This window comes from Teredinibacter turnerae T7901, assembly GCF_000023025.1.
Lineage (GTDB): Bacteria > Pseudomonadota > Gammaproteobacteria > Pseudomonadales > Cellvibrionaceae > Teredinibacter > Teredinibacter turnerae_B.
The window spans coordinates 3,642,191-3,667,259 of the sequence record NC_012997.1; the positions used below are offsets into that span (position 1 = coordinate 3,642,191).

Below are 25,069 nucleotides of genomic sequence, written 5' to 3' on the forward strand. Positions count from 1 at the left end.
TCCAAACTGGCGTCGGACGGCCGACTATCAGACGTTCGACGCAGCTCGTTGCTGCATCAGTTCAATAAAGTGATCGAAAAGCTCGGCGGCATCGTGCGGGCCGGGGCTGGCTTCAGGGTGCCCCTGGAAGCTGAATGCGGGCTTGTCGGTACGGTGGATGCCTTGCAGTGAGCCGTCGAACAGAGACTTATGGGTCGCCTCGAGGCAGTCAGGCAAGGTGGACTCATCCGCGGCAAAACCGTGGTTCTGACTGGTAATCATGACCTCACCAGTTTTGACATTTTGTACCGGATGGTTGCCACCGTGGTGGCCGAATTTCATTTTGATGGTCTTCGCACCGCTGGCCAGAGCCAACAGCTGATGCCCCAGGCAGATACCGAAGATAGGCATGTTTTCATTGAGCAATACTTTAATGGCGTCGATGGCGTAATCACACGGCTCGGGGTCTCCCGGGCCATTAGACAGAAATACACCATCTGGATTCATCGCCAGCACATCTGCTGCCGGGGTTTGCGCGGGTACTACGGTCAAGTCGCAACCGCGATCCACTAACATGCGCAAAATATTGCTTTTGGCGCCGTAGTCGTAAGCGACCACATTAAAACGCTTCTCGGCCAGCGGCGCATAACCGGAACCGAGTTTCCAGCTGCCGTCACGCCACTGATAAGTGTCTTTAGTACTCACTTCTTTTGCGAGATCCATTCCCTGTAAGCCAGCAAAACCCCGCGCGGTCTCAAGCGCTTCTGCTTCATCAACGTCGCCAGCCATGATACAACCGGCCAATGCACCCTTGTCGCGTAACAAGCGGGTCAGGCGGCGAGTATCAATATCGGCAATACCGAGAATATTTTTACTGGAGAGGTACTGATCGAGAGACTGTGAATTGCGGAAATTACTTGCAAGGAGGGGCAAATCGCGGATAACCAGGCCTGTCGCCCAGATTGTTTTGCACTCTTCGTCTTCAGAATTAGTGCCGGTGTTACCAATATGCGGATAGGTGAGAGTGACAATTTGGCGGGCGTAGGATGGGTCGGTCAGAATTTCCTGATACCCCGTTATCGAGGTGTTAAACACGACCTCGCCAACAGACTTTCCTGTCGCACCTATCGATACTCCGCGAAATACACTGCCATCCTCCAACACCAGGATCGCGGGGACCTTACCCGCTCCGGTTAATTGCGCCAACAAACCTAGCTCTTCTTTTTGCTCTGATGACAAGAGTATCTCCTCCACATTTTTACTGGCTGACATCCGCGATCAGCGGACACTCAGATTAGTTTCTGCAGGCCGAACGAAAGAGCATGATCAACGGTCGGTTGAACATGTCTCTTAAAATGTAGTCCTGATTTCATCAAGAATTGAACGGCCATTTGCAAAAAAGCGAGGCTGCACCGGACCTCGCTTTTAAGAATCATGAACCCACTTTGGTGGGGTTGGCGTCTCACGCCATGTCTGAGCGCGGATTCTACTCCAAAGGCTCTCTAGCTGTCCAATAACCCAGGAAAAAATTCCTGCATTATTAGTTCCAGATCATTCGGATTAATTCCGTAGAGGCAATAAATCAGCTGCAGTTATTCACAAAACATTTTTACAGCACGACCACAGGCACCTTAGCTGCAGCACAAAAAGAGGGGATTTCGACAAAAATCAGGAAAGGCAGGCGCGGCCAGCTTGCCGCGCGAAGATGTGGGTTAGCTTAACGCAACCCAAGTACATCCTGCATATCATAGCGAGACGCAGGTTTACCAAGCAGCCATGTCGCCGCTCTCACGGCCCCGCGCCCGAACGACATGCGGCTGGAGGCTTTGTGGGAAATTTCGACACGTTCACCATCGGCCAAAAAAGAAACCGTGTGGTCGCCCACTACATCGCCACCGCGTACCGTGGCAAAACCGATGGTATTACGCTCGCGAGCACCGGTTTGGCCTTCACGCCCGTATACTGCAACGTCTTTTAAATTGCGTCCCACGGCATTGGCAACCACTTCCCCCATGCTCAACGCGGTACCCGAAGGCGCGTCGACTTTGTGGCGGTGGTGAGCTTCACAGATTTCGATATCTACGTCGTCGCCCAAAACACTCGCCGCCATATCAAGCAATTTGAAACACAAGTTAACACCGGTGCTGAAATTGGATGCCATACAGACAGGTATTGATGTGACGGTTTCGTCGAATTCGGCCTTTTCGGCGCCTGAGAACCCGGTCGTTCCAACCACCATCCCTTTGCCTGCCGCGGCGCACACCTTTGCATTAGCGAGCGTTGCTACTGGCGCGGTAAAATCGATCAATACATCGAAGCCATCAACAACCTCAGCCAGATCGCCGACTACCGGGACACCGAGCTTGCCGATGCCGGCCAGCTCACCTGCGTCCGCACCAAGCAACGAACTGGTTGGCCGCTCAATTGCGGCCGTCAGCTGTGCGCCTCCAGCCAGTGAAACGGCTTCGATTAAGATTTTTCCCATGCGCCCACCGGCGCCGGTTACTGCTATTCGGGTAGTCATGGTTGGTATTCGCTTGCAAACAATTACGCGGCCTGAAAACAGCCTACATTTTCATATCGCCGAAGAAGTTTTTCATCCCTTCAAACCAGCTTTGTTGTTTGGGGGAATGCTGAGTGCCCTTGAACGTATCTTTTAGCTGCTCGAGTAACTCTTTCTGCTTATTGCTCAAGTTAACCGGTGTTTCCACGATAACACGGCAGAGTAGATCACCGGCCGCGCCACCGCGAATGGGGGTTACGCCCTTGCCACGCAAACGGAACAGTTTGCCCGTTTGGGTTTCTGCAGGCACTTTCAGCTTGACCCGACCATCGAGCGTCGGCACTTCCAGATCTCCGCCCAAACAGGCGTCAAAAATACTGATAGGTACCTCGCAGTAGAGGTTGCGGCCTTCACGCTGAAAAAACTCGTGGTCTTTTACATGCACTTGCACATAGAGATCGCCAGAAGGGCCACCATCTGCGCCCGCTTCGCCTTCTCCTGCCAGGCGAATACGATCGCCAGTATCGACACCTGCAGGCACTTTTACCGACAGTGTCTTGGTCTCTTCTACGCGACCATGACCATGGCATTTGTTGCAGGGGTCAGAAATAGTTTTCCCCTGTCCGCGACACGTGGGGCAGGTTTGTTGCACAGAAAAGAAGCCCTGCTGCATGCGTACCTGACCATGGCCACCACAGGTATTACAAGTTGTAGCGGTAGTGCCAGGCTTGGCACCGCTGCCGCCACAGTTGGTACAACTCACCAGCGTCGGTACTTTGATTTTTACCGAGGTGCCGCGCACCGCGTCTTCCAGACTGAGATCCAGGGTATATCGCAAATCAGCACCGCGGCTGGGCCCGCCGCGACCGCGACCGCCGCCAGCCCCACCGAAGATATCGCCAAATACGTCGCCAAAAATGTCTGAGAAGCTGCCGAAACCTTCGGCTCCACCACCCATACCGCCCTGACCTTCCACACCCGCATGACCAAATTGGTCGTATGCCGCGCGTTTTTGCTTATCAGAGAGCACCTCGTAAGCTTCGCTTGCTTCCTTGAACTTTTCCTCGGCACTCGCATCATCAGGGTTACGGTCCGGGTGGAATTTCATCGCAACCTTGCGATAGGCCTTTTTCAGGTCTTGCTCGGATACGTCGCGGGCCACGCCCAGAACTTCGTAATAATCGCGCTTTGCCATAAGTATTTGAGTCGGAATCTACGGGAAACGCGGGCTGAATCGCCCGCGCTAAGTTAATTGATAAGCCGGGGGGCTGGCACCCGGTCTGCTACAAAACGACAAACTTACTTATCGTCTTTCACTTCTTCGAACTCAGCGTCAACTACGCCGTCGTCTGCAGCTTTATCGGCCTTAGGCTGTTCGCCGCCGGTAGCACCAGCTGAGCCCTGTTGCTGCGCAGACTGCTCAGCGTACAGTTTTTGTGCCAAAGAACCGGATGCATCGGTCACCTTCTTGGTCGCCGCCTCAATCGCATCTTTGTCGCCGGATTTAAGCGCTTCTTCCGCTTCAGTAATCGCAGCTTCGATGGCAGATTTTTCTTCAGCTGTCGCTTTATCACCCGCTTCTTCAAGCGTTTTCTTGGTTGCATGCACCAAACCTTCCAGGGTGTTACGTGCAGAGACCAGCTCTTCGAACTTACGGTCAGCTTCGGCATTCGCTTCAGCGTCTTTTACCATATTCTCGATTTCATCGTCGCTCAGGCCGGAAGAGGCTTTGATGACGATGGACTGCTCTTTGCCCGTCGCTTTGTCCTTGGCTGAAACGTTCAAAATACCATTGGCATCAATATCGAAAGTCACTTCGACTTGTGGCATACCACGCGGCGCTGGAGGAATGTCTGCGAGATCAAAACGCCCCAGAGACTTGTTCTGCGCGGCTTGCTTGCGCTCACCCTGTACCACGTGGATAGTCACCGCGGTCTGGTTGTCTTCCGCTGTCGAGAATACCTGCGACTTCTTGGTCGGGATGGTGGTATTTTTCTCGATCAATGGCGTAGCCACGCCGCCCATGGTCTCAATACCCAGTGTCAAAGGCGTTACGTCCAACAGCAATACGTCTTTCACGTCGCCAGAGAGTACAGCACCCTGAATCGCAGCGCCCATGGCCACAGCTTCGTCTGGGTTCACATCTTTACGCGGCTCCTTACCGAAGAATTCGGCAACTTTCTGCTGAACCAGTGGCATACGGGTTTGACCGCCCACCAGAATAACGTCGTCGATCTCGCTCACAGAAAGATCCGCGTCTTTGATCGCCATTTTTACTGGTTCGAGTGAACGGTTTACCAGCTCTTCAACGAGCGACTCCAGCTTAGCGCGTGTCAACTTAACGACCAAATGCTTCGGACCCGTTGCGTCTGCAGTGATGTACGGCAGGTTAACTTCGGTTTGCTGACTGGAACTCAGCTCAATTTTCGCTTTCTCAGCGGCTTCCTTCAGACGCTGCAGAGCAAGCGGGTCGTTGTGGAGATCGATGCCGTTGGATTTCTTGAATTCTTCTGCCAAGTATTCAATCAAACGCAGGTCGAAGTCTTCACCGCCCAAAAAGGTATCACCATTAGTACTGAGCACTTCAAACTGGTGCTCGCCATCTACGTCTGCAATTTCGATTACAGAAATATCGAAAGTACCACCGCCAAGGTCGTATACCGCAATGGTGCGATCGCCTTTGGCCTTGTCCATACCGTAAGCCAACGCCGCAGCAGTAGGCTCATTGATAATACGTTTAACCTCGAGGCCCGCGATTTTACCGGCATCTTTAGTCGCCTGGCGCTGAGAGTCGTTAAAGTACGCAGGCACAGTGATAACCGCTTCAGTCACCTTCTCGCCCAGGTAGTCTTCCGCAGTTTTCTTCATTTTCTTAAGGACTTCTGCAGAGATCTGAGGTGGTGCTTTTTTGTCACCCTTAACTTCTACCCATGCGTCTCCATTGTCCGCACCTACGATGGAATAAGGCACCATTTTGATGTCTTTCTGCACAACGTCGTCAGTAAATTTGCGACCGATAAGGCGCTTCACTGCGAACAAAGTGTTGCGCGGGTTGGTAACTGCCTGGCGCTTCGCGCTCTGGCCAACCAGAATTTCGTTGTCATCGGTGAACGCGACGATGGATGGCGTAGTGCGGTCGCCCTCCGCATTTTCGATAACCTTGGCTTTATCACCCTCCAGCACGCTTACACAGGAGTTAGTGGTTCCCAGGTCAATACCAATAATTTTGCCCATTGAAAGTCTCCAAATTTTTTACTTGCTGTCGCCGGTGCTTACCAGTCGACAAAATTCTGTAGTGAGCCGAACTCCCGTAGCCGTGCTCAGTTGCTGTTCAATATTGGTTCTCCCCACAATTATTCAAGGGATAAAACCAACTTCACTTATTTCGATACCACTACCATCGCCGGGCGAACCAGGCGACCGTGCAGGGTGTAACCCACCTGATACACATTAATAACCGTATTCGGTTCGGCATCAGGGTTTTCCACCGCGGTCATGGCCTGATGCAACTCAGGGTTAAAAGGCTCGCCTTCCGGGTTAACGCTCTCCACACCATGCTTTTTCAGAGAATCCATGAGTGACTTCAAGGTGAGATCCACACCTTCAGTTACCGCCGTCATGTCTGCGCCTTCCGCCGCCGCTGCTTCGAGTGCACGCCCCAGATTGTCTGCTACTGGCAGCATGTCGCTCACAAACTTCTCGAGGCCGAACTTGTGAGCCTTTTCCACGTCCTGCTCGGCGCGACGGCGAACATTGTGCATTTCTGCAGCGGCACGTAACGCTTGTTCTTTTGCCTCGGTAAGCTCAGCTTCCAACGCTTCAATTCGAGCAACAAGATCCACATCCGCCGCTGTTTCAGAGCTGTCGGAACTCGCCTCTTCCAATGCCACATCGGCCTGCTGGTCTTCGGCAAATTCTTCCGGTGAGTTTTGAGGTTCGTCTTGGTTTGACACGCGCTTCTCCATTGAATGATCTGAACGATGGTCAGCAATATGGGGCCACAAACGCCACATTCAAGGGAAAAACCCACCCCAACAAAAGGAGATAAAAAAAGCCTTGCATTCAGTAGCGACTACTGTATAAATAGCCAATATAATTTACTGTATAAACAACCAGCCAATAGGGTTTGGAGGTTAATGTGCTAACACATCTGCTGATTAAGGATTTCACCCTCGTCGACAAGCTAGACCTCGAATTGGAATGCGGGCTAACCGCAATTACCGGTGAAACCGGCGCCGGCAAGTCCATCATGCTGGATGCGCTCGGTCTCGCACTGGGAGATCGCACCGACGCCGACAAAGTGCGCGCAGGGAAGAAAAAAGCAGAGATACAGGCAAGTTTCGATATCACCAAGCTCTCCTATGTTAAAAAGTGGCTCGACGACAATGCTCTGCTGGATGGCGACGACTGTATTCTGCGACGTATTGTTACTCATGAGGGTCGCTCCCGTGCGTTTATCAACGGCCAAACCGTCACCCTGGGTCAGCTGCGTACACTTGGCGATATGCTGATCGATATTCACAGTCAGCACGAACATCAATCACTCCTCAACACCAATACTCACAGGCGCCTGCTGGACGCCTTCGGCGGTCTATCGACACTGGCGAAACAGGTTAAAGACGCCTACCAAAAATGGCACTGCGTCCACTACAAACTGAACGAATTACGCTCCGAAAGCGCTGACCTCAACGCCCGCTTCCAGTTACTTCGCTATCAGGTGGAAGAACTGGATCAATTGGCGCTGGAGTCTGGTGAATTGGACCGCCTGGAAACTGAACAGCGCACTCTCGCCAATGCAGACACGATCAACCGTGCCGCCAGCAATGTGGCGTCGCTTTGCAACCAGGACCAGGGTTTGGAAGACCAGCTCAACTACGCGGTGCACCAGCTCACTTCGCTCAAAGAAAAGCCAGACGCTTTATCTGAAGCTGAATCCATGCTCAGCAATGCTTTGATCCAGCTACAGGAAGCCCGCGGCGAGCTAGACCGTTATATTGATCGCCAGGAGCAGGATGAAAGCCGTCTAGTAGAGGTAGAAGAGCGACTCAATGCTATATACGACATTGCCCGCAAACACCGTATAGCGCCGGATGAATTGGTCGAGCACCACCAGCGGCTGGCCGAAGAGCTATCCGGTATGCAAAGTGGCGACGAACAGCTTGAGCACCTGGAGCATCAGCTTGAAGAGAGCCGCGCAGGTTATGACCAGCTCGCCATCCAACTTAGCGAGCAACGTCAGTTTGCTGCCGCCCGCCTGGCCAAAGCCGTTAACGGCAAACTCACACAATTGGCAATGACCAACGCGAAATTCAGCTTGGATCTTCAGCAGGGTAGCGCACCTGCGGCACACGGCAACGAGGTGGTTGAAATGCTCATCAGCACCAACCCCGGTCAGCCGGCCAAACCTCTGGCCAAAGTAGCCTCTGGTGGCGAATTATCACGGGTGAGTCTGGCGATTCAAGTCGTTACCGCGCAAACATCCACAACCCCGACACTGGTATTTGATGAAGTCGATGTTGGTATTGGCGGTACCACTGGCGACGAAGTGGGTCGATTACTACGCGAGCTGGGCGCTAACGGGCAAGTACTCTGTGTTACCCATCTGGCGCAGGTGGCAAGCCGTGGACATCACCATCTGCACGTCAGTAAAACGGCCAGCTCGAAAACTGGCGCAGTTTCTCAAGTTCGCCCCCTCACCATGGAAGAGAAAATTTGCGAGGTCGCACGAATGATGGGCGGCAATGCCGATTCCAAGCGCTCTCTCGCACACGCAAGAGAGATGTTGGCGACAGCTTAGCGGCAATTCCTCAATCAAACGAGCGGGAGTTGGTGATTACGCGCTTCCGCGAGAACCGCAAAAGACGGCTTTAATAGCATTTTCCAGCAGGACTTTCGGTGTGAAACCCGAGTGGTTCGATATGTAATAAGTTCGATATTTACTAAAGAGAAAGGAGAAAGAGCAGTAATTACTGCTCTTTATGAGGTTTAACGTATAGCACCAGGCTATGGCCGGTAATATCGTATCCGTGATCTTCGGCGATTTCTTTTTGTAATTGTTCGATTTTCTCGTTGTGAAACTCGATAACTTTCCCTGATTCCACACAGACCATATGGTCGTGGTGGTCGCCGCGATCGAGTTCAAATACAGAGTGACCACCATCAAAATTGTGTCGCTCCACCAGGCCTGCGCCTTCGAATTGAGTCAATACGCGATAAACTGTGGCCAAACCCACGTCTTCTCCCGCTTCCATCAGCATCTTATACACATCTTCTGCGCTTAGATGGCGTTCTGGGGAATTTTCGAGAATTTGCAGAATCTTAACCCGTGGCAAGGTCACCTTTAGGCCTGCTTTCCGCAATTCCTGATTTTCTACAGCCATTCAGTTGCTCCTGTTTGGGGCTTCTCAGGTGATTGAAAGATCGGGTATTATCACCGCCCTATTGATTTTCGGGAACCCCTGGCATGCAATTTGTTCTGAAAGCAGCGCTCCTCGCGGCCGCTGTCCTCGCTTTTACCGGCTGCTCCAAGCTTCAATTCCCCTGGGCATACAAAATTTACATTCAGCAGGGAAACTATCTCGAAGAAGACATGATAGAACAGCTGGAAGTAGGAATGACACCAGAACAAGTGCGCTACATTATGGGCACCCCGATGGTCACCGACACCTTTCATCCCGATCGCTGGGATTACTACTTTGAGTATAAACGCGGCGACAAAGTTTTTAAGGAATATCACTTCACAGTGCATTTCAACGAGGGGTTGCTAGCAAGCTGGGAAGGCGATTATCAAACACGCGCGGCTAAGCAGGAAGAAGAAGCGAAAGAATTTAACGATGCCGCTGCAGAAGTAGACAAAGAGAGCAAGAAAGAAGAGAAAACCTCAGGAACAAAAGAAAAAGCAGTATCTGAGAAAAACGATACGGCAGAGGGTTAACCCTCTGCCGATTTCGCCTTCTCCGCGCGCTTGCGGCGCGCTTCTTTCGGGTCTGCAATAAGCGGGCGATATATCTCCACACGATCTCCCGGGTTCAAAACATGCTCCTTTGCAGGCTTTAGCCCCTTGGTACCAAGTGCCTGCCCGAAAATACCAAAGTTGGCCGCCTCCAGGTCTATCTCAGGAAATACCCGCACAATTCCAGACTTTTCCGCGGCAACAAACGCAGTCGTACCCGGGTCTACCAGAAGTGCAATAATTTGCTGCTTATCTGCACGTGCGTATGCCACTTCTACCGAAATGGGTTCAATATCGGTCAAACTACCACCCTCTTCTTACCTGATTAAACTATCCTGCCTGTCTATCTGCGCAGGCTCCACATTCACTCAGTTTTTGCTGTATACCTGCTTCGCTCTCCGGCAGAGGGCGTTCACCTGTTCGGTAGCCACCTGCTCGAACAACTTGCCTGCAGCAAACCCAACGATCCGATTGCTGAATTCAAACTCCAGCCAGAAATTGACTTTGCAGGCATCATCGCCAAGCGGAGTAAACGTCCATTCGCCGTCCATCCGCTTAAAAGGCCCCTCCACCAGGCGCAACGCCATAGAATGTGGAGGGCGCAAGGTATTGTGCGTGATAAACGACTGTCGAATACCGGCTTTTTCCAACGTTAAGCGAGCCTCCAGCCAATCCTCACCACGGTCAATAGGCTCCGCGGCCACGCAACCACTCATATATTGGGGGTAAGACTCAAAATCATTCACCAACGTAAACATTTGCTCTGCCGAGAAATTGACCAGCGCTGAGCGTTCTATTCGTTTTGCCATTAACTAACCAACTTATCGTACAAACTTGCGATCATCACCACCGCGACAAGCGCAGGCGAAACGAAACGCACTATAAACAGCCAGATATCGAATAATGGATGCTCTTCGGCATCCATTTCGGAAACAACAATGGCACGCCGCATAAGCCACCCCACAAAAATTGCGATGAACAAACCGCCCAGCGGCAACATAATCTGTGACGTTAAAAAATCCAGCGATTCAAAAATATGCAACCCATCGGGGTTGTCGCCTAGCCAGTTGTTGGAGAGCACACAACCAACGCCTCCGCACCAAGCGACCAGCGTGAGCAAAAATGTTGCGGGCGCCCGCTTTAGCTTACCCGTTTCCACAAGCCAGGCCGCACCGGGCTCGATTAACGAAACCGCTGAACTCCAGGCAGCAACGGCCACCAGCAGGAAAAACAGCGTGGCGAAGATCTCCCCGGCCGGCATACTACCAAATGCGACGGGTAGACTGACAAACATTAACCCTGGGCCAGAACCAGGCTCCATCCCAGGATTGGCGAACACCACTGGGAAAATGGCCAGCCCGGCAATTAAAGCGACGGCAGTGTCTAAAACCCCGACCGTAATAATTGTGCGGCTCACATTAGCGTGTTCAGGCATATACGCGCCGTAAGCCATGATGGCGCCCATACCCAGGCTCAGGGTGAAGAAGGCATGCCCAAGTGCCACTAGAACTCCACTCATGCTCAGCTTATCGAACTTGAAGTCAAACAAGAATCCGAACGCCGCCGAGAAGTTGCCTTCCACCACGCCATACACCAGCAAGACCAAGAGCACTGCAAACAGGAACGGCATCAGAATTCGTGCGACCATGCCAAGCCCCCTGGTGACTCCCGCAGCAACAACAGCAAACGTCAGCAGCGAAAACAACGAGTGAAATACCAGCAGCCGATTAGTGTCCCCGAGAAAGCCGCCAAACAGTTCACCAGCGGCGGCGCCACTCAGGGAGGACAGCTGACCTGTTGCCGCCAGCAACACATAATTCAGAGCCCACCCAGCAACCACACTGTAAAACGCCATAATCATCAGGCCAGCAACTACTCCCATCCAGCCGATCGCTGTCCAAGCACCGTGGAGGCCAGCTTCGCGCGTAACATAGCGCATTGAGTTGATGGGGCTCATACGCCCGCGACGCCCAATCAGCACCTCCGCCATCATTACCGGAATGCCAACCAAAGCGATACAAACCAAGTAAACCAACACAAAAGCGCCACCACCGTTCTCACCGGTGATGTAAGGAAATTTCCAGATGTTACCCAGCCCTACCGCCGACCCGGTCGCCGCGAGAATAAACGTCCAGCGATTGCCCCACACGCCGTGCATCTTCCGTTGGTCCATTAAATGCCCCCAAATGTTTAATCTATGTGCCGCGCACACGCGGCTCTTTACGGCCGCAGAACGCTCGATTGTAGCCGGAAACTCCCCCAAACTTAAGACGACAGAGGCACTAGCCAGTCGCAGCGGTTGATCCAGGGCAGCTTTCGCTGGGAATTCTGATGCAAGGCACACGCCTATCGGCGCCAAAAACAACAAAATTACTTGTGATTGGCGCAAGTGCCCCCACCATTTTGATCAATACCGAACCACAAAAGCCTTTACGGTTCCGCTGGCTCAACCACGATCTAAACCCTATAATCCCGCGCCATGGCTAAGAAGAAAACGCAAAACAGCAATACCATCGCACTAAACAAAAAAGCGCGACACGACTACTTTATCGAAGAGCGCTTCGAGGCAGGTGTTTCCCTCGCAGGCTGGGAGGTCAAAGCCCTGCGTGCAGGGAAAGGCCAACTGACGGACTCGTACGTGATCTTCAAAAACGGCGAAGCCTGGCTGTTGGGTGCTCAGATCCAACCGCTCCCGCAAGCATCGACCCACTTTGTGACCGATCCAACCCGCACCCGCAAGCTTCTACTCCACCGCAAAGAGCTGACCAAACTCAAAGAAGCGACCGAGCAAAAAGGCCACACGGTGGTTGCCACAGCCCTTTACTGGAAACACCACTTGGTGAAATGCGAAATCGCCACGGCTAAGGGCAAGCAACTCCACGATAAGCGCCAAACGGAAAAAGAACGGGACTGGAACAAGCAGAAACAGCGCATTTTGCAAACCAACCAGCGCTAACCGCTTGAAACTCTGGGGATATCCCCCACTTTGTTATATACTACTTTGCTTCCCGCGAAATGCAGGAAGAACTCTTTGGGGGCGATTAGGATTCGACGCCGGTGTCAAAGCCCAAGGTGCATGCCGTGATGGCAGCCAATCACGTAAATCAAAAGCTGTAACTTTACAGTTGCCAATGATGACAACTACGGTGCCCAACTCGCTGCGTAAGTAGCCTGTGAAGCATCTCTAGCGGTGCGCCGCTAGCGGTTTTTAGCAAGGTGCCAGTACCGCGCTAACGACTGTCAAATAGAACTGGATAGCTGTGTTGTTAAGATCGCGGCAACATTGCAAAACTAATAGCGAACTCGCCCGCCACGTCCTGACCGTTGGGCTGAGGATGGGTCAAAACAATAAACGGAAACTAAGCATGTAGAGCCGCGGATGGAGAGCTGACGGACGGGGGTTCAAATCCCCCCGCCTCCACCACTTGTAAATAGCCCTAATGAGCCCTCACCAGCCATTAGGGCTATTTATTAACCCGCAACTTTACTATCAGGAAATTAGGACTGATGCGGGCAATTGCGTACTATCCAACCCTTAAACAGCTTCAAACGTACTCCTTCTCAAGCAACTGGCCTCATACTCCAGCACATCTTCTCGCCTGTACCTGACCTGGCCGCCCAGTTTCACGTAAATTGGGCCAATGCCCTCAGATCGCCATCGCTCCGGTGTCGCCTCGCTTACTTGCCACCTATTACATAGCTCTCTTTGCCTTTGCGTCATAAGTGCTTGGTATTCATTCATATTGATTCTCCAGTATATTTTAGTTGAGCAAGTCCCATTTTGGGACTATTGTTAACTATATGAGAATCATTGCCCTATCGACACTGAAAACTTTCTGGGAAGAAAACCCAGAGTACATGGATGCGAAAGAGCCTACGCTTGCTTGGTATCGACATGCATTAGCGGCTGACTGGTGCGCACCAGCTGATGTAAAGCAGGACTTCAGAAATGCTAGCATTCTTAAAGATGGACGTGCGGTTTTTAATATTGCAGGCAACAAGTACCGACTGGTCGTCTGGACCAACGATGCCTATCGTGTGATGTACATCCGATTCATAGGCACCCATGCGCAGTACGACAAAATTGATGTACAAACTATTTAATTGCCGGAGGAACTACCATGGACATCAAACCGATTAAAACTGATTCCGACTACCGAGCGGCATTAAAAGAAATTGAAAGCCTAATGATGGCTGGCCCTGACACACCTGAAGGCGAAAAGCTGGATGTCATGGTCACGCTTATCGAAGCTTATGAGGCCAAGCATTTCCCTATGGAACTGCCTGACCCTGTTGAAGCCATTAAGTTTGAGATGGAACGTAAAGGTTTAACCGTAAAAGACCTTGAGCCCATGATTGGTAAGAGTAATCGAGTCTATGAGATTCTCAATCACAAACGCTCGCTCACGCTAAAAATGATCTGGAAGCTGCATGAGGGCTTGGGTATTCCAGCTGAGTCTCTGATCAAACCACCACAAGCACATGCTTAAACATGAAAGTTTCCAAAGCATTGCCGAGATTGACTCTCGGCTTGTTGCGCTTGAACAGGAGAAAAAGCAACTTCTAGCTCTCAGAGAACAACTTCTAAAGCCCCCATCAAATACATCTGACTCGCCCCTATATTCACCAGAACAAAAGATTGCCATTTTCAGAGGATTGTTTAGAGGCAGAACTGATATTTTCGCTAACCGTTGGAAAAATCAGCAAGCACGAAGTGACTACTCCGTTGCTTGCAGCAAGTGGGTAAATCGAATCTGCAATTAACCACGTATGAGGTATCAGGATTAGCTTCATTGCCAGGTTAGTGAATTCAACGATCAAGTTATTTATCACCAGGTGTCTGGACAACAGATTATTGGCCTTTACGCACTTCGCTTCTTAAGGTTCACACCTGCGTTATGCCAGCTGCCGATTTTCGATAAAGAAAGTTGGCAAGACGAAGTGAAAGCATAGCTACATGTCGAACGAAGATACCGTTCGTTTTTTGGATGAGCAAGATGGCCCGGGTTCAGCGTCGCTTATCTTAGGGCGTTTCAGGTAGAAATTAAGTTCAAGTCCCCATCGAACTTGAATCGAGGCCATATAAGGACGCCAGTTCAAATCCCTATAACGAATTTATAAGCTTCCCTGCTAGAAATGAGACTCCAATACCCTTGTTACATTTGATTCGGTATTGCCGCTGGTGAGCTGCTTGCAAATTTCTCGCGAGTCAACTTATCCACAACATTCTTAGTGGTTTCGGAATCTATTTGCTGGAGGTAATTGGCTAAACCAGCGCCGCCCGAGAGCTTAACCGCAAGTGCGTAGTATTCGTCTCCTAGCCATTTTGATCCTGCACTAACAATGATTTTGTGCTGACTTGAGACAATTAAACTAAACGACAATAAGGTTTTAAGAATGCTATATCGATCAACTTGAGCCTTTCGCTCAATGACGGGTAGTTCAAAGGTGCTGAACCATTCACTGGATTTTTCAACGATTTCATCAAGCGGAACGTAAACATTAAACGGGGATGAGTTACCCCCCTTTATTTTGTCGAGCTCTCGATATGTGAGGTAAAGCAGTATCCTGTCTTCAACCATCTCATCGTCACCATAGAAAAGCATACCACCGGAGCAAAAGCCGATGTCATTCTTCAGTCCAGTTAGTAGCGTGGACAACCTGCGCTTGTGTTCATTATCTAATGTTTTTTTCTTCGGTTTCTGTTCATCCTCCATCTGAGACATTGCAGATAAATACAAAGAATTGAAATAGGAGGTTTCGAGATTGTGATTAATTCTAGTGGCCCCGGCATCCTTAAGCTGAATAATATGATCTTCATTCAAAGATCCAAGCGACACGCACATGGGAAGATCACGGCAGTGTGGGTCGTCGCTCGCACGAATCTCTCTTATGGTGTTCAGAATCACACGAAATTGGTGGCTAGTGATTGTACGAGATGTGGTGATAAGTTTGCGATTGTTAGAATAAGATTTGTTTTTAATCGCATCAACAAACTCGTCCACTGTGTTTATATTTCCAAGTATCCGCTCAGCCACACTTGTCTCTTCATTATCTTTCGGTACAAAAATGCAAGACCCGTACGTACCGTAGTTGCACGGTGTCAAGCACGTTGTGAACGCGTATATGGACTGACAAACGCGAATCGCCTCGTTGTTCTCCGTTGCGCGATTGGCTGCCACTACATTGAGCAATTCGATAACGTTATCGGCTTGATCCTCTGGGGCATACTCCAGTTTTATAATGTCTTCGATAGAAATGCTGGAACCATTTTTAAAATCCTGGGTAATTCTCTCAAAAAAGTCCGACCAGTCGATACTGTATGCTTTCGTTTTGTATGTTTGCTTGAGTTCTTTGATTTTTTTCGCGATTTTGATGGCATTTCTGGTGTCGTTAAGACTGTTTTCCAACTCGCTATAAGCGGCAGAAAGGTCGGGTGGGTATATCTCCTCTGCAAGCGTCTGTATTTTACGCACTAGATCGTTAAGTGTAGTCATCAAGTTTCTCCGGTATAAAAGATCCGTATGTGATTGAGTGACGATAAAAAATAAAAATTATGACTGCCAAGCTGAGCATTGAAATGACCAAAGAAACACGAGGCGACAACACTACTAACGGTTTTGAAAGACTCCAATAACCTTTTTTGCCGCTAAAGCGCAGAATGAAACAGATTATTATTGAATAGCTCGTCTTCAGAGATCTCAGAGTGTAACTTTTTTGATTGACAGTCGCGGGAGCATGCGCATCACAACACTTCATAGGCCAACAATTTTTGTGGACCGCACGCAGGGGAGCGCATACCCCATGTAGGTTTTCTCACCAGCTTGCTACTGCAGGCCGGCTTCACCAAAGCTATCCTGTCCACGCTGGGAGCGTAAAATTCCCAGCTCATCAGCGAGGGTTGTTAATCCTGAGTAGTCAATGCGCCCGAGGTTAACTATATGCTCGGATCGGCAATCCGCTATCATTTCCTGGTAATTCGGAAACCTGATCTGACTCAGCATGCTCTCCCAGACATCAAGTTCTTGACTGGCAAACCAACTAACAGGTTTTGGAAGTATCTCAGCCAGATAATCCTGTTCCTTTTGGGTTAAGTATGGATAGATAACCTTCATGAGATGTTTAAAAATACTGCTATGCGCCATTTCATCCTTGCGATGAACATCTGTCGTTAGCCTATTGATCGGTTGAATGTGCTCAGCGTCGGCTATCAATGACAGGTAATCACTGACAAAGACCTCAGACACGGTAGCTGTAGCCAGATTTATCAACCGTTTTTTCCACTCCTCATCCACCATAGCCATTTCACGCTGCATAAATCGCACGAGATCAAAGGTTGGCAGCTTAAGGGTTTCAAGCCCACGTCGCTGGCGAGTAATTCGACAGGTGTTGGTAACAAGTAAAACATGATAGGCCTCGTCGGTTAAGGTTTCACTTGCAGTCCATTTTATGATGCTGTTTTGTGTTTGCGGCAGTCTTCCGTAAAGGATATCGAGACAGGAAGGCGATACAATATACGACTCAATATCGATTGTTTTTTCGTTGTAAGCGACCCAACCGCATGAAAGTGCTTTAGACTTCGCCTGGCTATCGGCAGACAAAAAGAGGTCATGATTGTGAAACGGTAAAAGCTCAGGTAAAAAATCAGGCGCATGCGCGTCAAATGTTATTTCCGGATTCAACTCTTTCTTTTTTACGCCAGCACGTAACTCCCAGTGTTCAGCGAGTTGTTCAAGCACTTCAAAGCTTTGATTGTCAGATACCTCACCTACTGAATCGTCATAATCGTTTGAACTTGTTTTTGGCATATTCATTTTACAACTCTCCATTTTTTGGTCTGTTAATACTGATTCAATCACTGCTATCGCAGCTAAATCTTAGCTGCGATACAATGTGGTATTTTGACGCTTGGAGCGTAAATTTTCTTGCATGTTCGCGCGCCCCGCAACCTTGAACGAATGTACAACAACCTGCCACATCGCTTAGCGTTTTATATGAGCGAAAATTATTATTAAAATATCAGCTTCTCCGCAGATCACGGAAAACGTGTACCACCTTAATAGTGACATCTAATTTGTATTTTAATTGGCTGGTCAATTTGCGCTATGAGTAGGCCCCTTAAAAAAACCGAGGACAATGATTTTATTGATTTAATCCACGCTGTTCTTTTAAGATCCGCGATGTGCGGCGTAAGGTATAACGCTACAGATGACGTTGATTCCAATAGTTATTTGTTTTTTCAGAAATAAGGTTTTCTTATTTTTCTTAAAAAGAAATTTATCGCATTGATTTTAAATAACTATTTAATTATCTAAAAATTTTCACCAGAGTTCGAAATTATTATTTACTGCAGGAATGAGCAACGGTTCACACCGAAAAAAACCGACTAAAACAGAGACAGATTTGTCCGCTCGCAACCATTAACAACCTTTGACACCATTTAAGCGCCACGAAGCAAATGGCCATAAGGCATAGTTATTCTTCTGAAAGAGTTTAATTATTGGAAATCTTAACCAAATAAGGTCGATAATACCCAGCACAGAAAGATTAGCACTCAATGTGCCCGAAGGGCGATATAACTCGTTGAAATACTTGAAATTTAAAATTAACCGTCGATATTTCAAGGGCGCGATAAAATAGATGGCATCACCTATTTTATCGCCGTGCTAGTAATTACTTTACATTACAGTCAAGCGTAAAAACTGCTATTTACAAAGGACAAATTCAATGAAACAGGCCGCCATAATTCGTCACTTGGCTTTTGAAGATCTGGGTACGCTTGCGGACGCACTATCGCGCTTAAACTATACCGTTAGCTACTATGAAGCAGGCCTTTGCGAATTCAATAAAATCCTCGCTGATGACCCGGATCTTTTGATCATACTTGGCGGGCCAATAGGTGCGTACGAAGACGCAGACTACCCTTTTTTAAAGACAGAGCTTTCAATTCTACAAAGCCGCCTTCATAGAGACAGACCGACTCTTGGGATTTGCCTTGGCGCTCAGCTCATGGCTCGAGCGTTAGGTGCAAAGGTCTATCCCGGCGGAGAAAAAGAGATCGGATGGTTTCCTTTAAGTCTCACCGAGGCCGGCAAGCGTTCTTTACTCGCACCCTTTGAAATACAGAATGTTCCGGTTCTCCATTGGCATGGAGATACGTTCGATATACCCGATGGCGCTGTCCACCTAGCCGCAAGTGAGCGTTATCCCAATCAAGCATTTCGGTGGCGCAACAATTGTTTAGCCCTGCAATTCCACCCAGAGGTTACTGAGCTAAATATGGAGCGGTGGTATATAGGGCACGCAACAGAAATTTCTCAAACACGCGGAACGAGCGTCAGCCAACTACGCAGTGACAGCGCGAAGTACGCAGGTAAGCTCGAGCATGTTGCCGGTGAAATTTGGCTCAGCTGGCTGGATCAAGTATCGACGCCAGCCGAGGCGATAGATGCTTAGGAATTGCTACGTCTATTCTCACGGGCAGGCAGTCAATTTCATAGAAAAGACGTGATTTCACAAGTGAAGTACAACGATCTGAATGCAAATGGAGTTCAACTCGTTATGTCTAAACGATCAAAAACTTATGTCTGTGTCATGTGTGGGTACATATACAACGAATCGGAGGGCGATCCTGGTAGCGGAATCCGTCCAGGAACATCCTATGACGAACTTCCCGACGACTGGCTCTGCCCCGAGTGCCTGCTAGAAAAGAGTATGCTCAAACAATTTGGCAGCAAGCGCGCGGCTTCGAACGCGGAAACGGATGCAATCTAGCGCCCCAATACCCAACTGTCCCTGCTAAGCGGGTCCACAGAACACACAAAAGAAAGAAAGCGTATTGATTGCAATATCGGGGGCTCCTCATGACAAAGGTAGTTGGTGTCTATAGCGGCAAAGTGGCCCAGTGGCGTGGAAATGGAAAGCGTTTTGAAACCGCGATCTTCAAAACGCGAGTGGCGGGGAAAGTGGCTATAACTGTGAGTGGTATCACCGATGACTTCCAGGCCGACCAGGTACACCACGGGGGCCCTGACAAGGCGCTTTGCCTGTTTGCGAGTGAGGAGTATAACAATATCGAAAAGCAATTAGCGCTAAGTCTTCCCCGCCCCGCGTTTGGCGAGAACTTGCTGGTCTCAGGGGTTGATGATAGAGAGCTCTGCATAGGCGATATTTTATGTATCGGTACGACCAAGCTTCAAGTAAGCCAGCCACGACGGCCTTGCTACAAAATTTCAGCTGTACATAGAGAACCAAAACTCGCTCACTATTTCCAGCAAACAGGGTACACGGGTTGCTATCTCCGTTGCTTGGAGCCAGGCCAGCTACAAGCTGGTGATGAAATTGTGTGGCACCACGGCGAGGAAACTAGAGTTAGTATTTTAGATGTCAACCGCATACTCTACGGGAAGGAGATTGATCCGCAGCTGATTAATCAGCTACTGGCGCTCAAGTCAATTGCGACATCGCTGCGTGCCACGCTTAAAAAACGTCTCGAAGGCGCGGAGGTTGATGACAGACGACGGCTCTATGGGGAATTCGATGAAACAACGCGAGAATCAGTTTAAGTGGTGTTCTTTGAGCCAAGGCAGAAGGCATCCTCTACAAAGCAATCGCGGATGCTGGCTGCAAGCGATAACGCCTGGTGGGTGAGCACGTTGTTTTTCCCCCAAATAAGCCCCACCGAGCGCTGAAGTGTCGGGTTTTTCAGGGTGATCATGGCAACCTTACTCTGGATCCATTCTGGTATAGCCGCTCTCGGTAACACCACGGCCAACTGCGATACACAGGCAATAAGCAGCAGGCTGGCTGTCGTGTTCGTCTCAACTTTTATTTTAGGTCGTATGGAAGCCCTCAATGCCGCCGTATCGAAGAGTCGTCTTGAGATATAACGATCGGTCAACAACGCCATGGAGAGGCCATGCAGCTGCTTGAAATCAACCACTTCCTGCTCGGCCAACGGATGAGACCTGTGAACAGCCAGATAAAAGTTTTCACTGAAGAGTTGTTCGGTAACCAGATCTTCACGAATAGTGGGCAAAAAGCCGATACCGAAATCGAGTTTTTCTTTGGCTACACTGTCTTCGAGTTGGCTGCCTGAGAGTTCCGCAACCCTGACATGAATATTGGGCTCACTCTCCTGTAGCCTGGAAATAGCGGTGGGGATAAGGTGGAAATTCATGCTTTGAATGGTACCGATGTGAACCAGACATTCACCCGTATCCGCGAGAGAATCAATCTCATTGCGAGCGTCCTCCATCTGCGCGAGAATTTGTCTGGCGTGCTTCAGCATGACCTGGCCAGCTATAGTGAGCCGCATCCCTCTGTGATGGCGCTCAAACAAAGGGGAGCCGATTTCCTCTTCCAGCTTGCGTAGTTGCTGCGACAAGGCGGGTTGAGTGACATGCAGCCTTTCGGCTGCGCGCCCTACGTGTTGTTCATCTGCGATGCCAACCAGGTACCGGAGTTGTTTGATATCCATATAGGCCGCGATTCATTTAAATTGTTTTGTATAGATTCCACTCACCCAACAGCTGGTAGATTATAAACCACCTGTTGTCGCACTGTCGCGATCCGAGAGCACCTAAATCTGTCAGTTTTTACTCTGGAGGATTTAGTCACCACATCGAAAGAATAGTACTGCCGCGATCAAACCTGAGCGTTTGTTAGTGGCCTGGAAACCAGGGGTGGTTTCAGTAATGGGCTCTTTCTATTAATCGGCGAGTGCTGGGAAAATGTCACTCGAATAAGTATTGAGCCGAGTCAACGCCAATCACGGTTTAACGCGCATAAAAAAAACCCCGGCTGCATTGCAAACGGGGTTTTCCAAACGTTAATAAGCGAAGAGTATTAGCGTCCGTAGAGTAGGAAAAACAGCAAGTCTATCGCTAGAATTGCCTCTCTATTGAAGTAGATACATTGCATGTTGCGTAGAAAACATCAACTTTGAGTTTGCGTCCGACACATACTTGATACTGCGAAACTGAACCCGACCAAGCAAAGGGCTGCTCGACCAGAGAATCGCTTTATTTGCTAGCGAATATTCTGCCATATAATAGGTTTCATAATATCCCTCCCCTGTTTCCTCCGCAACACCTGCGAGCAGCGTTCCTGCGCTTTGATTCAGTACAAAGTCAGTAATCTCACCGTTTACCTCAAATCGCGAGATCTCACTAAAAGAACCATCCACTATGGAATAAGAAATAATATCGGTGTTTTCAGCGTAAAAGCTGGAGCCAGAACGCGCCGAGCAAACTAAAGTTGGCGTATCCGTAGCATCATAAAAACCTATACGCATGCAACCGTTGGACGTCGTCTTAGACAAAAAAGTAAAACCTGTTCCATCTGAACTATAGAAACTTAATTCTGTCGAGGAGGCAATTGCAAGATAGGTCGTACCGTCCCCAGTTTTAGTCAACGCTATATCGTTAACTGAGCTATCGGCCGTAACACTTCCCAGTAGCACCTCATCGTATATGTTCACAAAACGTATGGTTGTCCCGTCAAGATAAACAGCGTCCATGTAGCTATCGCCATCTACATCAAAGGCATCAACAAGACCAACATTGTTACCACCGCTTACCTCCCAGGCCACGCTCAACGTTTCAAGATCCATTGCTTTGAATCCGCCATCATACAATTCTGCGGTAGCGAGAAATATATCGTCGTAACCGTTTTTATCAAAATCCGTTATCACACCAAAGCGGCCACCCTGCCAGTTGTCTGAAATTTGCTGCGATACAGTGTAGCGACCATTTTCGTCCATATACACCAGGCGCTGCCCGTCATAATCACTATTGGTTGTGGGAACGATAAATACCGCTTTGTGCTCATCCGGTGTGATGTTGGCCCAACCAGCAGTCATGAAAGAATCCAATTGAGCGAGATCAGAGTCCGCTCCCTTGATCACTGGCTGAGGGAGCACATCTACAATTACAAAATGATCAGCCCCACTAGAGCCCTGCCCCGTCCCCCACATAACTTCCATTTCATCATCACTATCGATGTCCCCCACGGCGATACCTTTGGCACCATGCCCCTGCGTATTTATGCTCCACTCTGAGATCAGATTACCATTAACCTCACTGTAAGCAGAAATATTGCCCCATTGGCAATCACCAACCAGCAATTCATCGGCGCTATCATTATCCACATTTTCGGCAAGTAGAGAGCAGGTATTAAAGTTTTCCAAGGTCGCAATCGTCTGCTTAGTAGCTAGAGAATACACCTTGATGTCGCCCCAACTGCTGCCGCCAATAATTTCTTCCAGTCCATCACCATTTATATCACCTGCGGCCACAAATTCACGTCCAAATCCTGCGCCATAAAACCACTGATTTTGCCATGTCGCACCGTCATAAACAAAACCGTCATTGGTGATAAGCTCTAACGCTGGATCAGCATCCACATTACTAAAAATAATTTCTTCCGTAGTATCGGACAAGGTTACATCAAACACTTCTGTTGCAGTTTCGAGCAGGCTGTAGACGGTAAGTTTTCGTGCACCGGACCAGCCACCGGATAGCAACGCAATTTCAACTCCGCCATTGTTATCAGCATCTGCAACTGCGAATCCCATAATAGAATCACTTCCATCTGCCATGGTCAGTATACGTGTTGCCAGCGAATACTCGTCCCATATCACATACAGACCGTCGGGAGTCGCAACCAAAATCTCACTGCTCTCATCATCATCCAAGTTCGCAAGCGCTACCTGTACGATATTGTCACCACTACTTTCGGAAATACTGTATGGATACATCCAGGCCTGGTAAACACCAGAATCTTCATCGGTCTTTAATGCAAAAAGACGCTGTTTATTGTCTGTAGTAATGATTTCCATACCATCAGCAACCAGAAAATTTCCAACATGCGTTGATCTGTCTGAATAGGGAACCTCGATTCCAGAACGCGCGATGGGCATAGCAGCGTCGGCACTTCTTACATTGACTACAACATCAGTCACCTCCCCGCCGTCTTCAAGCATAAAGCCAAAATGTACTTTAGTGCTGTTAAACAGCTGCGCCGCTGCGGTCCATTCAACAGCGCCGTCAGAAGTAATATCCGTGCCTTCCGGCCCATAGGCAAGTATCGGTTGTAACTGCGTGGTATCGCGGGTATCGGCGTCATAAAGCACCACCGAAAAGCTAACCTGTTCTCCCGCTGCAACCCATTCAGGCACGTCAGATAAGGTTACCTCTAACGGAGAGTCCACTAGTTCAATATCCAAAGGTTCACTGTAACCTGTGTTGTAGCCGTCGAAGACAGCGAGCCTCACTTGTAAGCTGTCACCATATACGGCCGTACCCGGGGGCAAAGTGTCGGACGTGAATTGTGTTAAGACCTCACCATTTAAAGTCCACTCGTAATGAGCTTCAAGTTCACTGTGTGGCGTATCCGGATCGTAATAATCTCCATCGACGACTATTGAGTCGAGGGTAGAAAGATTCGATGATCCGCTTACCCAAACACCATATACTCTTGGGGAAAACGAGAGCTGTGCTATAGGCACCAATTGCACATTACTCAAATCCGATACATAAAAATCGTACAAGTCTTCATATAGGAGCCCATTTTCCGCCTCTCCGTTACCATCTGCATCGAGTAGGAATTTAACACGGTCAACACCTACCTCGAGCGTTGCGATGCTACTTCCCGAACCGTCGAACTCAAAAGACGTATATGCATCTGTCTGTTCATCGCTTGCTTGAAAATAAGTAGCAATACTCAGCTTCCCAATAGATCCAATACTGATATCCCCAGTCATTAAGGCTCGAGAAGCGTAACCATAACTGTCAACTACGACAGTGCGCTCAATATTTTCAAGATACTGTTCACCCGAATACAGGTTAGTGAGCAGCAGCCCTACGTCGGACTCATCTCGCAGCAACGAATAATTTTCACTGGAATAGCCTGTTACTTCCCAATGTTCGACGTCTTCAATATTGAGATTGACCTTGTTGTAGTAGAACGTTGAGGAGTACTCATCTTGCTCCATGACATCGATGCGAACAACGGCACTGCCGTCTGCCGTGCCGTAAAACTCCATGCAACTCGAAAATTCGATAGACACGGTTCCCGTACCGTTATCATCCAGATTGCCATCAACAGACACGCTGCCAGAAAAATAACAAGGAAAAGCGTCACTGGATGCTTTCTGCTGTCCCTTATTATTCACCTTTTTCTGCTTAGCCAGGGCGGAGACCACTAACTCTACGAGCGGTTTCGTGTGACTCAATTGAGGTGCTGATACCGTACTTTCAAAATAGGGATCAAGCGCGCTATAAATGATGTAATTGAGCAATGAGGCCACATCCAAACTGGAGTCACTCAACAGATAACGCGACGCAGCCTGCACATTTTGTGGATTCGTATCGGCATCGGCAGTGCTCCCAGAATAGAGCGCCTGAGCATACCCCCAGTAGGCGTCTTTTAGTTCAGTACTCGTCTGAGTTGATGGGTCTTCGGCAACTTTATCCGCCCAATCTTCTATAAGTTTGGACGAGGAATCCGATCCTCCATTGCCGCCACAGGCAGCCAAGAAGAGCCCTAACGTCGCCAACCCCACAAATCGGTCAAATTTCATACATTTCACTTCCGCTGTTGTTGTCATTTAGTCGTTTAAAACCAAACGTTAA

At 49.2% G+C, this 25,069-nt stretch carries 22 protein-coding genes and 1 other RNA gene; 10 read left to right on the forward strand and 13 right to left on the reverse strand.

What is annotated here, in order from left to right; translation table 11 throughout:
* Positions 1-27 precede the first annotated feature (27 nt).
* From carA to grpE, 5 genes are all read right to left on the reverse strand, one after another.
* A complete protein-coding gene (carA, locus tag TERTU_RS14580; protein ID WP_041590260.1) occupies positions 28-1,251 on the reverse strand; it encodes a glutamine-hydrolyzing carbamoyl-phosphate synthase small subunit in 1,224 nt (407 codons plus the stop codon).
* Positions 1,252-1,696: 445 nt separating this feature from the next.
* Positions 1,697-2,503 carry a 4-hydroxy-tetrahydrodipicolinate reductase gene (gene dapB, locus TERTU_RS14585; protein ID WP_015819836.1) on the reverse strand — a complete coding sequence of 269 codons (807 nt, stop codon included), beginning with the start codon at positions 2,501-2,503 and terminating at the stop codon, positions 1,697-1,699.
* Between the two features lie 43 nt (positions 2,504-2,546).
* Positions 2,547-3,677 carry a molecular chaperone DnaJ gene (gene dnaJ / locus TERTU_RS14590; protein ID WP_015817437.1) on the reverse strand — a complete coding sequence of 377 codons (1,131 nt, stop codon included), beginning with the start codon at positions 3,675-3,677 and terminating at the stop codon, positions 2,547-2,549.
* 104 nt (positions 3,678-3,781) lie between these two features.
* Positions 3,782-5,716 (reverse strand): molecular chaperone DnaK, encoded by a 1,935-nt coding sequence (gene dnaK, locus TERTU_RS14595; protein ID WP_015817846.1) that lies wholly within the window; start codon positions 5,714-5,716, stop codon positions 3,782-3,784.
* Between the two features lie 146 nt (positions 5,717-5,862).
* A complete protein-coding gene (grpE, locus tag TERTU_RS14600) occupies positions 5,863-6,447 on the reverse strand; it encodes a nucleotide exchange factor GrpE (RefSeq protein WP_041590261.1) in 585 nt (194 codons plus the stop codon).
* Positions 6,448-6,620: 173 nt separating this feature from the next.
* On the opposite strand from grpE, the gene recN reads away from it, so the two are divergent.
* Positions 6,621-8,279 carry a DNA repair protein RecN gene (recN, locus tag TERTU_RS14605; protein ID WP_015819816.1) on the forward strand — a complete coding sequence of 553 codons (1,659 nt, stop codon included), beginning with the start codon at positions 6,621-6,623 and terminating at the stop codon, positions 8,277-8,279.
* Between the two features lie 169 nt (positions 8,280-8,448).
* On the opposite strand, the gene fur is transcribed toward recN, so the two are convergent.
* Positions 8,449-8,862, reverse strand: a complete 414-nt coding sequence (gene fur, locus TERTU_RS14610) for a ferric iron uptake transcriptional regulator (protein WP_015817415.1) — start codon at positions 8,860-8,862, stop codon at positions 8,449-8,451.
* An 83-nt stretch (positions 8,863-8,945) separates the two neighbouring features.
* Here fur and TERTU_RS14615 point away from each other — a divergent pair, with 83 nt between their 5' ends.
* Positions 8,946-9,416, forward strand: coding sequence for an outer membrane protein assembly factor BamE (locus TERTU_RS14615; protein WP_015820979.1), 471 nt, complete (start codon positions 8,946-8,948; stop codon positions 9,414-9,416).
* Here the strand turns inward: TERTU_RS14615 and TERTU_RS14620 are convergent.
* From TERTU_RS14620 to TERTU_RS14630, 3 genes are all read right to left on the reverse strand, one after another.
* Positions 9,413-9,736 (reverse strand): RnfH family protein, encoded by a 324-nt coding sequence (locus tag TERTU_RS14620; protein WP_015816978.1) that lies wholly within the window; start codon positions 9,734-9,736, stop codon positions 9,413-9,415. The genes TERTU_RS14615 and TERTU_RS14620 overlap by 4 nt on opposite strands.
* A gap of 66 nt (positions 9,737-9,802) precedes the next feature.
* On the reverse strand, positions 9,803-10,243 hold the full coding sequence (locus tag TERTU_RS14625; protein ID WP_015817428.1) for a type II toxin-antitoxin system RatA family toxin: 441 nt from the start codon (positions 10,241-10,243) through the stop codon (positions 9,803-9,805).
* Positions 10,243-11,607 carry a sodium-dependent transporter gene (locus TERTU_RS14630; protein WP_041590262.1) on the reverse strand — a complete coding sequence of 455 codons (1,365 nt, stop codon included), beginning with the start codon at positions 11,605-11,607 and terminating at the stop codon, positions 10,243-10,245. The genes TERTU_RS14625 and TERTU_RS14630 overlap by 1 nt, the downstream gene beginning before the upstream one ends.
* A gap of 306 nt (positions 11,608-11,913) precedes the next feature.
* On the opposite strand from TERTU_RS14630, the gene smpB reads away from it, so the two are divergent.
* The 5 genes from smpB (at position 11,914) to TERTU_RS22485 (ending at position 14,198) form a co-directional block, all read left to right on the forward strand.
* Entirely contained in the window at positions 11,914-12,390 is a 477-nt protein-coding gene (gene smpB, locus TERTU_RS14635) for an SsrA-binding protein SmpB (protein ID WP_015819682.1), read from the forward strand.
* A gap of 77 nt (positions 12,391-12,467) precedes the next feature.
* Positions 12,468-12,858, forward strand: a transfer-messenger RNA (tmRNA) gene (ssrA, locus tag TERTU_RS21105).
* 377 nt (positions 12,859-13,235) lie between these two features.
* Positions 13,236-13,538: a type II toxin-antitoxin system HigB family toxin gene (locus TERTU_RS14645; RefSeq protein WP_015819211.1), complete on the forward strand. Its 303-nt coding sequence runs from the start codon at positions 13,236-13,238 to the stop codon at positions 13,536-13,538.
* Positions 13,539-13,555: 17 nt separating this feature from the next.
* Positions 13,556-13,924, forward strand: a complete 369-nt coding sequence (locus tag TERTU_RS14650; protein WP_015820831.1) for a helix-turn-helix domain-containing protein — start codon at positions 13,556-13,558, stop codon at positions 13,922-13,924.
* Positions 13,917-14,198: a TOTE conflict system archaeo-eukaryotic primase domain-containing protein gene (locus tag TERTU_RS22485; RefSeq protein ID WP_041590263.1), complete on the forward strand. Its 282-nt coding sequence runs from the start codon at positions 13,917-13,919 to the stop codon at positions 14,196-14,198. Before TERTU_RS14650 ends, TERTU_RS22485 begins: the two co-directional genes overlap by 8 nt.
* A 392-nt stretch (positions 14,199-14,590) precedes the next feature.
* Here the strand turns inward: TERTU_RS22485 and TERTU_RS14660 are convergent, their stop codons facing one another.
* Positions 14,591-15,931, reverse strand: a complete 1,341-nt coding sequence (locus tag TERTU_RS14660) for a biotin synthase BioB (RefSeq protein WP_015817367.1) — start codon at positions 15,929-15,931, stop codon at positions 14,591-14,593.
* 330 nt (positions 15,932-16,261) lie between these two features.
* On the reverse strand, positions 16,262-17,248 hold the full coding sequence (locus TERTU_RS14665; RefSeq protein ID WP_012779333.1) for an AurF N-oxygenase family protein: 987 nt from the start codon (positions 17,246-17,248) through the stop codon (positions 16,262-16,264).
* A 913-nt stretch (positions 17,249-18,161) separates the two neighbouring features.
* Here TERTU_RS14665 and TERTU_RS14670 point away from each other — a divergent pair.
* The 3 genes from TERTU_RS14670 (at position 18,162) to TERTU_RS14675 (ending at position 19,999) form a co-directional block, all read left to right on the forward strand.
* Positions 18,162-18,890, forward strand: a complete 729-nt coding sequence (locus tag TERTU_RS14670) for a glutamine amidotransferase (RefSeq protein WP_015817936.1) — start codon at positions 18,162-18,164, stop codon at positions 18,888-18,890.
* Positions 18,891-18,995: 105 nt separating this feature from the next.
* Complete coding sequence (locus TERTU_RS21440; protein WP_018276708.1) at positions 18,996-19,208, forward strand: rubredoxin; 213 nt, start codon at positions 18,996-18,998, stop codon at positions 19,206-19,208.
* 89 nt (positions 19,209-19,297) lie between these two features.
* Positions 19,298-19,999 carry an MOSC domain-containing protein gene (locus TERTU_RS14675; protein WP_015819133.1) on the forward strand — a complete coding sequence of 234 codons (702 nt, stop codon included), beginning with the start codon at positions 19,298-19,300 and terminating at the stop codon, positions 19,997-19,999.
* Here the strand turns inward: TERTU_RS14675 and TERTU_RS14680 are convergent.
* Together TERTU_RS14680 and TERTU_RS14685 are read right to left on the reverse strand one after the other, a co-directional pair.
* Positions 19,996-20,913, reverse strand: a complete 918-nt coding sequence (locus TERTU_RS14680; RefSeq protein ID WP_015819819.1) for a LysR family transcriptional regulator — start codon at positions 20,911-20,913, stop codon at positions 19,996-19,998. The genes TERTU_RS14675 and TERTU_RS14680 overlap by 4 nt on opposite strands.
* Before the next feature lie 420 nt (positions 20,914-21,333).
* Complete coding sequence (locus TERTU_RS14685; protein WP_015819953.1) at positions 21,334-25,017, reverse strand: hypothetical protein; 3,684 nt, start codon at positions 25,015-25,017, stop codon at positions 21,334-21,336.
* Positions 25,018-25,069: the final 52 nt, after the last annotated feature.

What these genes read in the sequence shown, in the direction of transcription:
- TERTU_RS14660 (WP_015817367.1), bottom strand. Translation starts at nt 15,931, where the DNA reads ATGACTACACTTAACGATCTAGTGCGTAAAATACAGACGCTTGCAGAG.
- fur (WP_015817415.1), bottom strand. Translation starts at nt 8,862, where the DNA reads ATGGCTGTAGAAAATCAGGAATTGCGGAAAGCAGGCCTAAAGGTGACC.
- TERTU_RS14680 (WP_015819819.1), bottom strand. Translation starts at nt 20,913, where the DNA reads ATGGATATCAAACAACTCCGGTACCTGGTTGGCATCGCAGATGAACAA.
- TERTU_RS14630 (WP_041590262.1), bottom strand. Translation starts at nt 11,607, where the DNA reads ATGGACCAACGGAAGATGCACGGCGTGTGGGGCAATCGCTGGACGTTT.
- TERTU_RS14615 (WP_015820979.1), top strand. Translation starts at nt 8,946, where the DNA reads ATGCAATTTGTTCTGAAAGCAGCGCTCCTCGCGGCCGCTGTCCTCGCT.
- TERTU_RS22485 (WP_041590263.1), top strand. Translation starts at nt 13,917, where the DNA reads ATGCTTAAACATGAAAGTTTCCAAAGCATTGCCGAGATTGACTCTCGG.
- TERTU_RS14625 (WP_015817428.1), bottom strand. Translation starts at nt 10,243, where the DNA reads ATGGCAAAACGAATAGAACGCTCAGCGCTGGTCAATTTCTCGGCAGAG.
- dnaK (WP_015817846.1), bottom strand. Translation starts at nt 5,716, where the DNA reads ATGGGCAAAATTATTGGTATTGACCTGGGAACCACTAACTCCTGTGTA.
- TERTU_RS21440 (WP_018276708.1), top strand. Translation starts at nt 18,996, where the DNA reads ATGTCTAAACGATCAAAAACTTATGTCTGTGTCATGTGTGGGTACATA.
- carA (WP_041590260.1), bottom strand. Translation starts at nt 1,251, where the DNA reads ATGTCAGCCAGTAAAAATGTGGAGGAGATACTCTTGTCATCAGAGCAA.
- TERTU_RS14665 (WP_012779333.1), bottom strand. Translation starts at nt 17,248, where the DNA reads ATGAATATGCCAAAAACAAGTTCAAACGATTATGACGATTCAGTAGGT.
- TERTU_RS14650 (WP_015820831.1), top strand. Translation starts at nt 13,556, where the DNA reads ATGGACATCAAACCGATTAAAACTGATTCCGACTACCGAGCGGCATTA.
- TERTU_RS14670 (WP_015817936.1), top strand. Translation starts at nt 18,162, where the DNA reads ATGAAACAGGCCGCCATAATTCGTCACTTGGCTTTTGAAGATCTGGGT.
- TERTU_RS14675 (WP_015819133.1), top strand. Translation starts at nt 19,298, where the DNA reads ATGACAAAGGTAGTTGGTGTCTATAGCGGCAAAGTGGCCCAGTGGCGT.
- dapB (WP_015819836.1), bottom strand. Translation starts at nt 2,503, where the DNA reads ATGACTACCCGAATAGCAGTAACCGGCGCCGGTGGGCGCATGGGAAAA.
- dnaJ (WP_015817437.1), bottom strand. Translation starts at nt 3,677, where the DNA reads ATGGCAAAGCGCGATTATTACGAAGTTCTGGGCGTGGCCCGCGACGTA.
- smpB (WP_015819682.1), top strand. Translation starts at nt 11,914, where the DNA reads ATGGCTAAGAAGAAAACGCAAAACAGCAATACCATCGCACTAAACAAA.
- TERTU_RS14645 (WP_015819211.1), top strand. Translation starts at nt 13,236, where the DNA reads ATGAGAATCATTGCCCTATCGACACTGAAAACTTTCTGGGAAGAAAAC.
- grpE (WP_041590261.1), bottom strand. Translation starts at nt 6,447, where the DNA reads ATGGAGAAGCGCGTGTCAAACCAAGACGAACCTCAAAACTCACCGGAA.
- TERTU_RS14685 (WP_015819953.1), bottom strand. Translation starts at nt 25,017, where the DNA reads ATGAAATTTGACCGATTTGTGGGGTTGGCGACGTTAGGGCTCTTCTTG.